The sequence below is a fragment of the Pseudomonas sp. GW821-FHT07B01 genome (genome assembly GCF_059419065.1).
In genome coordinates this window covers 319,106-333,941 of sequence record NZ_JBWKRA010000002.1, presented here as the reverse complement: position 1 = coordinate 333,941, position 14,836 = coordinate 319,106, and the positions used below count along the sequence as shown (strand labels likewise).

At 62.5% G+C, this 14,836-nt stretch carries 8 protein-coding genes; 6 read left to right on the top strand and 2 right to left on the bottom strand.

Translation table 11 applies throughout. The features are described 5' to 3' along the window. The first annotated feature begins 1 nt into the window (after nt 1). From AC07S6_RS04040 to AC07S6_RS04025, 4 genes are all read left to right on the top strand, one after another. Complete coding sequence (locus AC07S6_RS04040) at nt 2–1,342, top strand: TolC family outer membrane protein (protein ID WP_003191155.1); 1,341 nt, start codon at nt 2–4, stop codon at nt 1,340–1,342. A 142-nt stretch (nt 1,343–1,484) separates the two neighbouring features. Beyond that, nucleotides 1,485–4,442, top strand: a complete 2,958-nt coding sequence (gene eprS / locus AC07S6_RS04035; RefSeq protein ID WP_495111761.1) for an autotransporter serine peptidase EprS — start codon at nt 1,485–1,487, stop codon at nt 4,440–4,442. A gap of 247 nt (nt 4,443–4,689) precedes the next feature. After that, on the top strand, nt 4,690–7,797 hold the full coding sequence (locus AC07S6_RS04030) for an autotransporter outer membrane beta-barrel domain-containing protein (protein ID WP_495111760.1): 3,108 nt from the start codon (nt 4,690–4,692) through the stop codon (nt 7,795–7,797). Between the two features lie 192 nt (nt 7,798–7,989). Then, nucleotides 7,990–9,414 (top strand): polyurethane esterase, encoded by a 1,425-nt coding sequence (locus AC07S6_RS04025; protein WP_495111759.1) that lies wholly within the window; start codon nt 7,990–7,992, stop codon nt 9,412–9,414. Nucleotides 9,415–9,535: 121 nt separating this feature from the next. On the opposite strand, the gene AC07S6_RS04020 is transcribed toward AC07S6_RS04025, so the two are convergent. Continuing rightward, on the bottom strand, nt 9,536–9,760 hold the full coding sequence (locus tag AC07S6_RS04020) for a YgdI/YgdR family lipoprotein (protein ID WP_003191162.1): 225 nt from the start codon (nt 9,758–9,760) through the stop codon (nt 9,536–9,538). A gap of 189 nt (nt 9,761–9,949) precedes the next feature. On the opposite strand from AC07S6_RS04020, the gene AC07S6_RS04015 reads away from it, so the two are divergent. Together AC07S6_RS04015 and AC07S6_RS04010 are read left to right on the top strand one after the other, a co-directional pair. Continuing rightward, nucleotides 9,950–11,596: a VRR-NUC domain-containing protein gene (locus AC07S6_RS04015; RefSeq protein ID WP_495111758.1), complete on the top strand. Its 1,647-nt coding sequence runs from the start codon at nt 9,950–9,952 to the stop codon at nt 11,594–11,596. After that, a complete protein-coding gene (locus AC07S6_RS04010; RefSeq protein ID WP_495111757.1) occupies nt 11,593–13,854 on the top strand; it encodes an ATP-dependent DNA helicase in 2,262 nt (753 codons plus the stop codon). Before AC07S6_RS04015 ends, AC07S6_RS04010 begins: the two co-directional genes overlap by 4 nt. A 31-nt stretch (nt 13,855–13,885) precedes the next feature. Here AC07S6_RS04010 and AC07S6_RS04005 read toward each other — a convergent pair whose 3' ends face one another. Then, nucleotides 13,886–14,836 (bottom strand): alpha-E domain-containing protein, encoded by a 951-nt coding sequence (locus AC07S6_RS04005; RefSeq protein ID WP_116667463.1) that lies wholly within the window; start codon nt 14,834–14,836, stop codon nt 13,886–13,888.

Here is a 14,836-nt window from a genome sequence, read left to right as displayed (position 1 = left end):
CATGAAGCCAGTGTTCATTTCGCTGTTGCTGGTGTGTGGCAGTGCCCAGGCCGCGATGGGGCCCTTCGATGTGTACGAGCAGGCGCTGCGCAACGACCCGGTGTTCCTCGGCGCCATCAAGGAGCGCGACGCCGGCCTGGAAAACCGCACCATTGGCCGTGCCGGCTTGCTGCCGCGGCTGTCCTACAACTACAACAAGGGCCGCAACAATTCCGAGGCGCACCTGCCCGACGGGCGCGGCGGCAGTTACCGCGACGACCGCAACTACAACAGCTATGGCTCCACCTTCAGCCTGCAACAGCCGCTGTTCGACTACGAAGCCTATGCCAACTACCGCAAGGGCGTAGCCCAGGCGCTGTTTGCCGATGAAAGCTTTCGCGACAAGAGCCAGGCGTTGCTGGTGCGGGTGTTGAGCTATTACACCCAGGCGCTCTTTGCCCAAGACCAGATCGACATCGCCAGGGCCAAGAAGAAGGCGTTCGAACAACAGTTCCAGCAGAACCGGCATCTGTTCCAGCAAGGCGAGGGCACTCGCACCGATATCCTTGAAGCCGAGTCCCGCTATGAGCTGGCCACCGCCGAAGAGATCCAGGCCCTGGATGAGCAGGACGCCTCGCTCCGGGAGCTGGGCGCGTTGATCGGCGTGCAAAGCGTCAACATCAACGACCTGGCACCGCTGAACCAGAGCTTTGCCGCGTTCACCCTGACCCCGGCCAACTACGACACCTGGCATGAGTTGGCGCTGACCAACAACCCGGTGCTGGCGTCGCAACGCCAGTCCCTGGAAGTGGCGCGCTATGAAGTGGAACGCAACCGCGCCGGGCATTTGCCGCGAATCACCGCGTATGCCACCTCGCGCAAGCAGGAGTCCGACAGCGGCAACACTTATAACCAGCGCTACGACACCAACACCATCGGCGTCGAAGTAAGCATGCCGCTGTATGCCGGTGGCGGTATCTCGGCTTCCACCCGCCAGGCCAGCCGCGCGATGGAGCAGGCCGAGTACGAGCTGGAGGGCAAGACCCGCGAAACCCTGATCGAACTGCGTCGCCAGTTCAGCGCGTGCTTGTCAGGCGTGAGCAAGTTGCGCGCCTATCAGAAAGCGCTGGCATCCGCGGAGGCGCTGGTGGTGTCGACCAAGCAAAGCATTCTCGGCGGCGAGCGCGTCAACCTCGACGCACTGAACGCCGAACAGCAGTTGTACAGCACCCGCCGCGACCTGGCCCAGGCCCGTTATGACTACTTGATGGCCTGGACCAAATTGCACTACTACGCGGGCAACTTGCGTGACACCGACTTGGCCAAAGTGGACGAAGCCTTCGGCCCGGATGGAAAACTGTAGGAGCGCGTGTTTTGTGGCGAGGGCGCTTGCTCCCGCTCGACAGCGAAGCTGGAGCCGGCTTTTTTAGGGAGCGCTTCGCACTCCAGCGGGAGCAAGCTCCCTCGCCACAGGGCAGGGAATAACAATAATAGGGAGTGTGCACATGATCACCGATTCACCGCGTTTCAAACCCTTCACCGCAGGTTCCTTGCTCTTGCTGTCCGTTGCGGCACAGGCGCAATACACCGAGACCGGCCAGCCGGGTAACCCCGCCAGTTGGCGCTCGGCCGAGTACCAGAGCGACTGGGGCCTGGGCCGCATGAAAGCCGATGAAGCCTACGCCGCCGGGATCAGCGGCCAAGGCGTGAAAATCGGCGCGCTGGACTCAGGGTTCGATGCCAATCACCCCGAAGCCTCCAAAGACCGTTTCCACCCGGTCACCGCCACGGGCACCTATGTCGATGGCAGCGTCTTCAGCACCACGGGCGCGCTCAACCCGAACAATGATTCCCACGGCACCCACGTCACCGGCACCATGGGCGCCGCCCGCGACGGCGTGGGCATGCATGGCGTGGCCTACAACGCGCAAGTTTTTGTGGGCAACACCAACGCCAACGACAGCTTCCTGTTCGGCCCCACCCCTGACCCCAAATACTTCAAGACCGTGTACACCGCTTTGGTGGACTCCGGCGTGCGCGCCATCAACAACAGCTGGGGCAGCCAGCCCAAGGACGTCAGTTACCAGACTCTGGATAACATGCACGCGGCGTACGCCCAGCATTACAACCGTGGCACCTGGCTGGACGCGGCAGCGGACGTGGCCAAGGCTGGCGTGATCAATGTGTTCAGCGCCGGCAACAGCGGCTATGCCAACGCGAGCGTGCGCTCGGCCTTGCCGTATTTCCAGCCGGAACTGGAAGGCCACTGGCTTGCCGTGTCCGGGTTGGATAAGGCCAATAACCAGAAATACAACAAATGCGGCGTCGCCAAGTACTGGTGTATTTCTACCCCCGGCGCGCTGATCAACAGCACCATTCCTGACGGGGGTTATGGGGTCAAGTCCGGCACCTCGATGGCAGCGCCCCATGCCACCGGCGCGTTGGCGCTGGTGATGGAACGTTATCCCTACATGACCAACGAGCAAGCCTTGCAGGTGCTGCTGACCACCGCCACGCAGCTCGACGGCTCGATCACCCAGGCGCCCAATGCGATTGTCGGCTGGGGTGTGCCTGACCTGGGCCGGGCGATGCATGGCCCTGGGCAATTGCTCGGGCCTATGGAGGTGAACCTGGCCGCCGGGCAGGGCGATGTGTGGAGCAATGGCATCTCCGACCAGGCGCTGCTTCAGCGCCAGGCCGAGGACCGCGCCGAACACACTGCCTGGCAGCAAACCCTGATCGACAAGGGCTGGCAAAACGGCGTCGGCGCGACTGCCAGCCAGCAGGACCAGACCGACTACGCCATCGGCAACGCCCGCGACCAGGCCGCCGCCAACCGCGTGTACGAGGGCAGCCTGGTCAAGGCCGGTGCCGGTAGCCTGGTGCTCAGCGGCGACAGCAGCTATCGCGGCGCGACCCTCGTCAACGGCGGTCTGCTGGCCGTCAATGGCTCGCTGGCTTCGGCAGTGACGGTGAATGAAAGCGGCACCCTCGGCGGTTCCGGGCGTATTGCCGCGTTGTCTGTAAACAACGGCGGCCGTGTGGCCCCGGGCAATTCCGTGGGCACCTTGCAAGTGGCAGGGGACGTAAACCTCGGCGCCGGCTCTACCTATGCCGTGGAGCTGACACCCACCAGCAGTGACCGCATTGTTGCCGGCGGCCAGGCGGTTCTGGGCGGCGGCACGGTCACGCTGGCGCTGGAAAACAGCCCGACCTTGCTCAGCCAGAGCCAGGCCCAAAGCCTGATTGGCCGGCAGTACTCGATTCTCGAGGCGGCGGGCGGTATCCAGGGCCAGTTTGGGCAAGTGCTGCCCAACTACCTGTTCCTCGGTGGCACCCTTGACTACGCCGCCAATGCGGTGCAACTGAATGTTGGGCGCAATGGCGCCAGCTTCGCCAGCGTCGGCGCGACCCGCAACCAGCGCAACGTTGCGGCGGCGGCCGAGCAATTGGGCGCTGGCAACCCAGTGTTTGAAAGCCTGCTGCAGTCGCAGTCAGTCGCCACCGCCCAGCAGGGTTTGCAGCAACTGTCGGGGGAAATCTACCCCGCCGTGGGTGCGATGCTGATCAACGACAGCCTGCAACTGCGTAATGCCGTGGGCGAGCGCCTGCGCCATGTGCCAGTGACCGGTGAAAGCAACCTGTGGTTCAAGGCGCTGGGCGCCTGGGGCAAGACCGACAGCCGCACTGAAACGGCGGGTTCCACCACCTCCATCGGTGGCCTGTTGGCGGGCGTGGATGGCGCGCTGGATGAGCAGACCCGCGTAGGTGTGGTTGCCGGTTACAGCGACAGTTCCTTGAACATGGGCAGCGGTACCCATTCATCGGCGTCCATCGACAGCTACCACTTTGGCGCGTACGCCGGGCGTGAGCTGGGTGACTGGCGCCTGAGCGTCGGCGGTGCCTACAGCTGGCATCGCGGCGACGTGAAGCGCGACCTGCAATGGGGTGATGTCAGCGGCAAGCAAAAAACCAAGCTGGACGCGACCACGGCGCAAGTCTTCACCGAAGCAGCGTACCGCATCCGCCTGCAAGCCGTGGCCCTGGAGCCGTTCGCCAACCTGGCCTATGTGCATCTGAACAGCGAGTCCTTCCACGAAAAAGGCGACGCCGCTGCCCTGGAACGCGGCAGCGACCGGCGTGATGCGGTGCTCAGTACCCTTGGCGTGCGTGCCCTGAAAACCCTGGCCCTCAATGACCACCAGCAACTGGACCTGTCCGGTTCGTTAGGCTGGCAACACAGCCTGACGGCGGTGGAGTCCGAAGAGCACCTGGCGTTTGTCGCCGGCGGGCCTTCATTTGCGGTGCGCAGTGCACCGTTGCTGCGCGATGCCGCCCTGGTGGGCTTGCAGGCCAGCCTGGCGCTGAATGCGTCGACACGGGTCAACCTGGATTACAACGGCCAACTGGGTGGGCGCGCGAAAACCCAGGGCGTGGGTTTGAGCCTGAACTGGGAGTTCTAAGCACACCGCGAACAAAAAATGTGGGAGCTGGCTTGCCTGCGATAGCGGTGGGTCAGCCAGCAGAGGCGTGACTGGCCGGACGCTATCGCAGGCAAGCCAGCTCCCACATTTGTAACGCTCCGCGTCACGCTTTGGGACGCAGAGCGTCCGGGGCCGCATTCCCACGCGGAGCATGGGAACGATCAGCGGCGGTGTTCTGGAGAAAGTGATTTACACACGTGCAATAAGAAAACTAAGGAAGGTCACCGTGAAAAAACGCAAGTCAGGGTTAACTACCGCCATCCACACAGGCCCGGGCTATCCGCTCAAGGCGCTGAGCTGCGTGCCATACGGCGCGTTGCTGTGTTGCCTGGCAAGCCTGGGGACCGCCCAGGCTGCACCCTATGTGGAAACCGGCAAACTGGGCGACGCCGCCAGCTGGCGCAGCAATGAGTTCAAAGCCGACTGGGGCCTGGGCGCCGTGCACGCCGACACCGCCTATGCGGCCGGCTATACCGGCAAGGGCGTCAAGCTGGGGATCTTCGACCAGCCGGTGTACGCCCAGCACCCGGAGTTCGCCAGCCCAGACAAGGTGGTGACGATTGTCACCGAGGGCATTCGCCAATACACCGACCCGTATATCCCGGTGAAGGCCGGAGATGCGTTCCGCTACGACGGCACGCCGTCCAAGGACTCCAACGGCAAGTTGGGTAACCACGGCACCCATGTCGGCGGCATTGCGGCCGGTAACCGCGATGGCGGGCCGATGCACGGCGTGGCGTTCAACGCACAAATCCTCACCGCCGAAAACGGTGACCCGGGCCCGGAAGACGGGATCATCCTCGGCAACGACGGTGCCGTGTACAAGGCCGGCTGGGATGGGCTGGTCGCCAGTGGCGCGCGTATCATCAACAACAGCTGGGGCATCGGCATCGGTGATCAGTACGCCAAGGGCGGCCGCGATCCGGCGTTCCCCAATTTCACCGTCAACGAAGCCCAGGCGCAGTTCAATACCATCCGGCCGATCCTCGGCACCGTTGCCGGGGGGGCGTACCAAGGCGCCATCGACGCGGCCCGCAGCGGTGTGCTGACCATCTTTGCCGCAGGCAATGACTACAACCTCAACAACCCGGATGCGATTTCCGGCCTCGCGTATTTTGTGCCAGAGATCGCGCCTAACTGGCTGTCCGTCGCGGCACTGCAGCAGAACCCGAATACCGCCAGCCCCGATCCGTACGTGATCAGCACTTTCTCTTCGCGTTGTGGCTATGCGGCGAGCTTTTGCGTGTCGGCACCCGGCACCAAGATCTACAGCTCGATCATCAACGGCACCAGCCTGGACAACCTCACCACCGACTGGGCCAACAAAAATGGCACCTCCATGGCCGCACCTCACGTGGCAGGCGCCGCAGCGGTGCTAATGGAACGCTTCCAATACATGAGCGGCGACCAGATCTCCACCGTGCTCAAGACCACCGCCACCGACCTCGGCGCGCCGGGCATCGACTCCCTCTATGGCTGGGGCATGATCAACCTGGGCAAGGCGGTCAACGGCCCAGGGATGTTTATCACCGCCGAGGATATCCCGGCCGAGTTCCGTATCGACGGCGCCTACGGCAGCGGCCAGTTCGTGGCGGACCTGCCGGGCGTCGGCGCGGTGGTGGATGCCGGCAACCCCACCCAGCGTGTGTGCGATGACCTGCACTGCGGGCGGGATGTGTGGAGCAACGACATCTCGGGCCATGGCGGCCTGACCAAGCAGGGCATCGGTACCTTGGTGCTCACCGGCGCCAACACCTACAGCGGGCCGACGCTGGTCAACCAGGGCTTGCTGGCGATCAACGGTTCGGTCACCTCCGACGTCACCGTGAGCCAGAGCGGCGTGGTCGGTGGTTCGGGGCGTATCGGTTCGCTGAGCGCGAAAAGCGGCGGTACTGTGGCACCGGGCAATTCCATTGGCACCTTGAACGTGGCGGGCAACGTCAACTTCGAACCGGGCTCGACCTACGCGGTAGAATTGTCGCCCACCAGCAGCGATCGTATCGTCGCGGGCGGCACCGCCACCCTCAACGGCGGCACCGTGACCCTGGCCTTGGAAAACAGCCCGACCTTGCTGAGCGCGACCCAGGCCCAAAGTCTGATCGGCCGCCAATACAACATCCTGCAAGCGGCAGGTGGCGTCACCGGCAGCTTCGCGGCAGTGGTTCCCAACTACCTGTTTGTCGGCGGTACCTTGAACTATGCCGCCAACGGCGTGCAGCTGGATGTGGCACGCACCAACAGCTTCGCCAGTGTGGCCGCCACGCCGAACCAGCGCGCCGTGGCCGCAGCCGTCGAGCAATTGGGCGCGGGCAATGGCGTGTACGAAAGCCTGCTGCTGGCACCCACGGCCGCCTCGGCCCAGGGTGCGTTCCAGCAACTGAGCGGCGAGGTTTACCCGGCGCTGGAAACCGCGCTGGTCAATGACAGCCGCTACGTACGCGAAGCGGTGGGCGAGCGTCTGCGCAATGGCGAGATGGGCGCTACCAGCCAAGCCATCGACAGCCGTGGCAACGTGTGGGTCAAGGCACTGGGTGCATGGGGCAAGACCGACAGCCGCAACGACACGGCGGGCTATACCACCTCCATCGGCGGCATGCTCGCCGGTGTGGACGGCGCCCTCGATGAGGCCACACGCATCGGCCTGGTGGCCGGCTACAGCGACACGTCGTTGAACATGGGCAGCGGCACCCACAGCCGCGCCTCGGTCGACAGCTACCATTTCGGCGCCTATGCCGGGCATGAAATCGGCGCCTGGCGCCTGAGTGGCGGCGCGACCTACAGCTGGCACCGCGCCGATGTCAAACGCGACCTGCAATACGGCGACGTCAGCGGCAAGCAAAAGGCCAAGGTCGATGCCCACAGCACCCAGGTGTTCACGGAAGCGGCGTACCGCATCAACCTGCAACCGCTGGCCCTGGAGCCGTTCGCCAACCTGGCCTACGTGCACCTGGCAACTGACAGCTTCAAAGAGAAGGGCGACGCCGCCGCGCTGAGAAGTGGCGACGACAGCCGTGACCTGGTGCTCAGCACCCTGGGTATGCGTGCCTTGAAGACCTTCAATATCAACGACCATCAGCAACTGGAAGTCTCCGGCACCCTGGGCTGGCAGCACAACCTGAGCAGCACCGATTCGGAGCAGCACCTGGCGTTTGCCTCGGGCGGCCCTTCGTTCACGGTGGAAAGTGCGCCAATGGTGCGCGATGCCGCGTTGGTCGGAGCACGGGTCAGCCTGGCATTGAGCAAGGATGCGCGGGTGAACTTCGATTACAACGGCCTGCTGGCCAGCAAGGAGAAGGTGCACGGCGTCGGCTTGAGCCTGGACTGGGCGTTCTAAAGGCCAGATGCAGTTGGTTGTGGCGAGGGAGCTTGCTCCCGCTCGGGTGCGCAGCGCCCGCAAGTTTTTGGGGCCGCAGCGCAGCCCAGCGGGAGCAAGCTCCCTCGCCACACAAGCTCGCTCCTACAGGTGGTAACGGATAACAGGTGTTTTGGCTTTCTCTACAAATCCAACAACAGAGAGGCACTACCAATGGGTATCTTTGACTATAAAAACCTCGGTACCGAGGACTCCAAGGCGTTGTTCGCCGATGCCATGGCGATCACGCTGTATTCCTACCACAACCTGGATAACGGCTTTGCCGTCGGCTACCAGAACAATGGCCTCGGGCTGGGGTTACCGGCCACCCTGGTCAGCGCGCTGATTGGCGGCAGCAATGCCCAAGGGGTCATCCCCGGGATCCCCTGGAACCCCGACTCGGAAAAAGCCGCCCTTGAGGCGGTGCAAGCAGCCGGTTGGACGCCCATCAGCGCCAGTACCCTGGGCTATAGCGGCAAGGTCGATGCGCGCGGCACCTTCTTTGGCGAAAAATTCGGCTACGGCACGGCGCAGGCCGAGGTGCTGGGCAAATACGATGATGCGGGCAAGCTGCAGGAAATCGGCATCAGTTTTCGCGGGACTTCGGGGCCTCGGGAAAGCGTGATCACCGACTCCATCGGCGATGTGATCAGCGACCTGCTCGCCGCCTTCGGGCCCAAGGACTATGCCAAGAACTACGCGGGGGAAGCCTTTGGCGGCTTGCTCAAAAACGTGGCGGACTACGCCAGTGCCCAGGGCCTGGGCGGCAATGACGTGGTGGTCAGCGGCCACAGCCTTGGGGGCCTCGCGGTCAACAGCATGGCCGACTTGAGCGACAGCACCTGGTCGGGGTTCTATAAGGACTCCAACTACGTGGCCTACGCATCGCCGACCCAAAGCGCCGGCGACAAAGTGCTTAACGTCGGCTATGAAAACGACCCGGTGTTCCGTGCCCTGGATGGTTCATCATTCAACCTGTCGTCCCTGGGCGTGCACGACAAACCCCACGAGTCGAGCACCGACAACATCGTCAGCTTCAACGACCACTACGCTTCATCCCTGTGGAACCTGTTGCCATTTTCCATCCTCAACCTGCCCACCTGGGTCTCGCACTTGCCCACCGGTTACGGCGACGGCATGACCCGCATCCTCGACTCGGGCTTCTACGAGCAGATGACCCGCGACTCGACGGTGATCGTCGCCAACCTGTCCGATCCGGCACGGGCCACCACCTGGGTGCAAGACCTCAACCGCAATGCCGAGGCGCACAAGGGCAATACCTTCATCATCGGCAGCGACGGCGACGACTTGATCAAAGGCGGCAGGGGCGCGGACTTTATCGAAGGTGGCAAGGGCAACGACACCATCCGTGACAGCAGCGGGCATAACACGTTTTTGTTCAGCGGGCAGTTTGGCAATGACCGGGTGATTGGCTACCAAGCTACGGACAAGCTGGTGTTCAACGACGTGGCGGGCAGCAATGATTACCGCGATCACATCAAGGTGGTGGGCGGGGATACCGTCATTGGCTTTGGGACGGATTCGGTGACGCTGGTGGGTGTGAGCAGCTTGTCGGGGGAGGGGATAGTCATCAGCTAACGTATTCGGTGTGGGAGCTGGCTTGCCTGCGATGGCGGCGGTCGAGACAGCCATGCGGTGACTGACAAATCGCTATCGCAGGCAAGCCAGCTCCCACATTTGATGGGGTGTTGCTAGATGATCATTTTTCCTTACGCACCGTGGCCACATCATCGGCCTTGATACGAATACGCTTGCCGGCAATATCGGTGAACTCGTAGAAGCCGTCGGCGGTCTTGGCGTTGGGCGTGTCCTTGGTCAAATACTGCGTGCCGTTCTGCAAGGTCACCACGGTTTGCGTGGAGCAACCGGCCAATACCAGAAAAGTGAGTGCAACCAGTGGCAGACCCAAATTCTTCATGTTCATAACCCTTACCTTTAACCCTGAAAAGTCCCGCAGCGTCTGCTTGCGGGGCCATAAATATTACGCGATCAACCCACTCATCAGATTGTTTTTTTGCAAAAAGTTGCAGGCGCCATTTATCTATTACTGATTGCAACAACGGCTTTGCCCCGGCACTCTGTATGCATAACCAGTATTTGATTGCATTGCACCATGGCCAACCCCCTTGAAGACCCCTTGTATTACCTGCATAACTTCCGCCAAGTGCTGGTTTGGTTGGGGCAACGCTACGCCGATTTGCTCGATGCGCACGAACAGCATTTCATTCAGCAATTTGACAGGTTGCCCCAGGCGTCCCAGGCGTTGTTGGTGCGGATGGTGATGCGCAAGGGCGTGCATTTTCGCGCCGCCAAGCTCCATTACCTGGAAATTGGTTGCCCTCATGCGGCGGCGGGGCCACTGCGTGAGTTGGGGTGGGTGGAGGATCAAAGCCCGCTGCCGTTTGCCACCCTGTTCGCGCTGCTGCAAAAGAGTGAATTGCTCGGTGCCTTCAAGCCCTGGATCGACCAACCCAAGGGTAACAAAGCCGACTGGCTTGAACCCTTGGCCGCGCAATTTACCGAGCCGCGCAGCTTTGCCCAGTGGTGCCCCGACGTAGACGATGCGCTCTACAGCCTGACGGTAATGGAGTTGTGTGATCGCCTGCGCCTGATGTTCTTCGGCAATCTGCACCAGGACTGGTCGGAATTCGTGCTGGCAGACTTGGGCATCTACACCTATGAAAAAGTCGAGTTCTGCGCCGAGTCGCGTGGGTTACGCAGCCGGGACGACGTGCATGGGTTCCTGTTCCTGCACCAGTGCCAGCAAGCCTTTGAAGCCGGTGAAGCGCTGGATACGGTGTTGGCGCAGGTCGCCACGTTGTGTACCGACAACCCCTGGCTGGAAAAGCGCCGCGCCAAGCTGTTGTTCCAGATCGGCCAGTATTGCGAACGGTGCGCCGAGCTGGCACTGGCCGAACAGATCTACCGCAATTGCACTCATCCCGGCGCGCGAGCGCGGCTGATCCGCGTACTGGAACGTCAGGAGGATTACGCCCAAGCCATGTCCCTGGCGACCGAGGCACAACAGGCCCCACGCAGCGCCGCCGAACACCAACAGCTGCTAAGGGTAGTGCCGCGCCTGCGGCGCAAACTTGGCGGGCCGGCGCTGCCCAGGGCCAAGCCCCAAGCGGTGGCGCGCCTGGACCTGGCACTGATGCAGGAACCGCTGCTGTCGGTGGAATCCAGTGTGCTGGCGCACCTGAGCGAACCGGATGCGCCCGTGCATTACGTCGAGAATGGCCTGATCAATTCGCTGTTTGGCTTGCTGTGCTGGGAGGCGATTTTTGCGCCGTTGCCGGGGGCGTTCTTCCACCCGTTCCAGCGCGGGCCGGCGGACCTGCACAGCGAGGACTTTTATCAACGCCGAGAAGCTTTGTTTGCCGCGTGCTTTGCGCAACTGAAGGACGGTCGCTACAAGGCAAGCATCCGCCAACGCTACGTGGATAAATGGGGCATCCAGTCGCCCTTTGTGTTCTGGAACCTGCTTAGCGAAGACCTGCTGGAGCAAGCCCTGGCCTGCCTGCCCGCCGAGCATTTGCGCCATTGGTTCACGCGCCTGTTGCAGGATATCCGTGCCAACCGGGCCGGGATGCCGGACCTCATCCAGTTCTGGCCCGCGCAAAACACCTATCGCATGATCGAGGTCAAAGGCCCCGGCGACCGCCTGCAAGACAACCAGTTGCGTTGGCTGCAATTCTGCGGCGAGCACCAGATGCCAGTCACCGTCTGCTACGTGCGCTGGGCGGAGCAACCCGCTTGAGTTACAGCGTGGCCGTGCGGGCGTTGTGTGAGTTCACGGCCAAGGTCGGTGACCTCGACTTGCGCTTTACGCCGTCGCCCAGTGCCCAGGAAGGCATCGTCGGCCATCGCACGGTAGCGTCACGGCGCAATGCGCACTACCAGAGTGAAGTGGCGCTTGAAGGCGAGTACCAGCAACTCAAAGTGCGGGGCAGGGCGGACGGCTATGACCCGGACAGCAACCGCCTCGAAGAGGTGAAGACCTACCGCGGCGACCTCGCTGCCCAGCCCGCCAACCATCGGCAACTGCACTGGGCCCAGGTCAAGGTGTATGGCTGGCTGATGTGCCAGAAGCTCGGGCTCAGTGAGATCGACCTGGCGCTGGTGTACTTCGATATCGTCGGCGAAGGCGAAACCTTGCTCAACCAGCGATTCGACGCGCCAGACCTTGAACGGTTCTTCAACCAACAATGCGCGCTGTTCCTGGACTGGGCCCGGCAAGAAATGCGGCATCGCGAGGCACGCAACGCTGGCGCGCAGTGCCTGGCATTTCCCCATGCCGACTTTCGTACCGGGCAGCGCACCTTGGCCGAGTCGGTCTACAAAGCGGTGAGTACCGGCCGGTGCCTGATGGCCCAGGCGCCCACCGGCATTGGCAAGACCATCGGCACTATCTTCCCGCAGCTCAAGGCCTTGGTGCCGCAGCAACTGGACAAGCTGTTCTTCCTCACCGCCAAGACGCCCGGGCGCAAGCTGGCCCTGGATGCTGCGCGGGTGTTGTACGACAGCAGTCCCGATCTGCCACTGCGTGTGCTTGAACTGGTGGCTCGGGACAAGGCGTGCGAACACCTGGACAAAGCCTGCCACGGTGATTCCTGCCCATTGGCCAAAGGTTTTTACGACCGCCTGCCTGCCGCCCGCCAGGCCGCGTCCAAGGTGCGCCTGCTCGATCAACAAAGCCTGCGCAACGTGGCGCTGGCCCATCAGGTATGCCCGTACTACCTGAGCCAGGAAATGGCGCGCTGGAGCGACCTGATCGTCGCCGACTACAACTATTACTTCGACTTTGGCGCCATGCTGTTCGGCCTGGCCCAGCTCAACCAATGGCAGGTCTCGGTGCTGGTGGATGAAGCCCACAACCTGGTCGAGCGAGCCCGCTCGATGTACAGCGCCAGCCTGGATCAATACAGCCTCAAGACCGTGCGCGATAAGGCGCCCGAGCCCCTGAACAAACCTTTGCAGCGCTTGAATCGTGAGTGGAATGCCTTGCACAAGGACCAACTCGCACCGTATCAGGCGTATGCGGCCAAACCTGACAAACTGCTCCAGGCCCTGAGCCTGTGCACCAGCGCCATGGGCGACTACTTCAACGACCACCCCGAAGCCCTCATCGGTGACCTGCAAGCCTTCTACTTCGACGCGCTGCAATGGGCCAAAGTGGCCGAGCTGTTCAACGAGCACTTTATCTTCGATATCACCAAGCGCTCGTTCAGCGGCAAGCGCAGCAGCTCGACCCTGTGCCTGCGCAACGTGGTGCCGGCCGAGTTCATCCGGCCCAGGCTGACCGCCGCGCGCAGCAGCGTGCTGTTTTCCGCAACCCTGAGCCCGCGCCATTATTATGCGGACTTGCTGGGCCTGCCGGCGGATACCGCCTGGGTTGATGTGGCATCACCGTTCAAGGCCGAGCAATTGCAGGTCAGCATCGTTGACCGCATCTCTACGCGGTTTGTGCATCGCCAGGCGTCGCTGGAACCTATCGTGGAACTGCTCGCTCGGCAATTCGCCGCGCAACCGGGTAACTACCTGGCATTTTTCTCAAGCTTCGATTACCTGCAACAGGTGGCCCAGTTAATGGCCGAACGGTACCCGCAGATTGCGTTGTGGTTGCAGGCGCGGGGCATGGCCGAGGCCGAGCGCCAAGCCTTTTTGGAGCACTTCACCCATCACAGCCAGGGCATTGGCTTTGCGGTGCTGGGCGGTGCGTTTGGCGAAGGTATCGACCTGCCCGGAGCGCGCCTGATCGGTGCGTTTATCGCTACCCTGGGTTTGCCGCAGCTCAACCCGGTGAATGAACAGATCAAGGCACGTATGGGCGCTGTTTTCGGCGCGGGGTATGACTACACCTACCTGTATCCCGGTATTCAGAAAGTTGTGCAGGCAGCGGGGCGGGTGATCCGCAGCCAGCAGGATCGCGGGGTGGTAATGCTGATCGATGACCGCTTTGGCGAATCGCGGGTGCGGCAGTTGCTGCCGCGTTGGTGGGCGATCAAGCCCCTGTAGGAGCGAGCAGGCTCGCTCCTACAGGTTTGGGCTACACCACTTCCAGGTAGGAGCTTTGTATCTCCCGGGCCAACTCACGCACGGTGTCGATGAATTCTGTCAGCCGAGTGTGCAGCCCATCTTCCAGAATCTCATCAATCCCCGTATACCGCAGCCGGGCTTCAAACTCCGCCGCCAAGCGCTGCGCCGTTCGCCCATAACTGCCGGGCAAGTCCGCAAGGATATGGCTCAACTCCTCGATACACGCATGCAACGAGCGCGGTACATCACTGCGCAACAGCAGCAGTTCCGACACCGAGCGGGCATTCAAGGCATTCGGATACAGCTCGGTATAGGCCTCGAACGACGACAACGCGCGCAGCAGGGCGCTCCACTGGTAATAACCGCGTGCCGATACGTCGCTGACTTCTTCCGACTCCTCGCCGAACATCTCATAGCGCGCATCCAGCAGGCGCAAGGTGTTGTCAGCACGTTCGACAAAGGTGCCCAGACGAATGAAGCGGTAGGCGTCATTGCGCATGATGGTGCCCGAGGTCGCGCCCCGAAACAGGTGCGAGCGCTGCTTGACCCAGTCGCAGAAGTGGCTGATGCCGTGTCGCGCCAGGCCGCCGGCGGCGATGCTGCGCATTTCCAGCCAGGTGGCGTTGAGGTTTTCCCACATGTCGGCGGTGATGCGTCCGCGCACGGCGTGGGCATTGCCCCGGGCGGCGCGCAGGCAGTTGTAGATGCTGGCCGGGTTTTCTTCGTCGAGGGCGAAGAAGTGCAACATGCGCTCGGCATCCAGGGTCTGGTGCCGTTCCAGGTAGCTGTCCAGAGTGCCGCTGCTGAGCAACGACATCGCCAGTTCATCCAGGCCATCGCTGCGCCCGGCCTGGGGCATCAAGGACAGCGAATAACTGACTTCCAGCATGCGTGCCAGGTTCTCGGCGCGTTCCAGATAGCGGGACATCCAATACAGATCCGCAGCGGTTCTACTCAACAT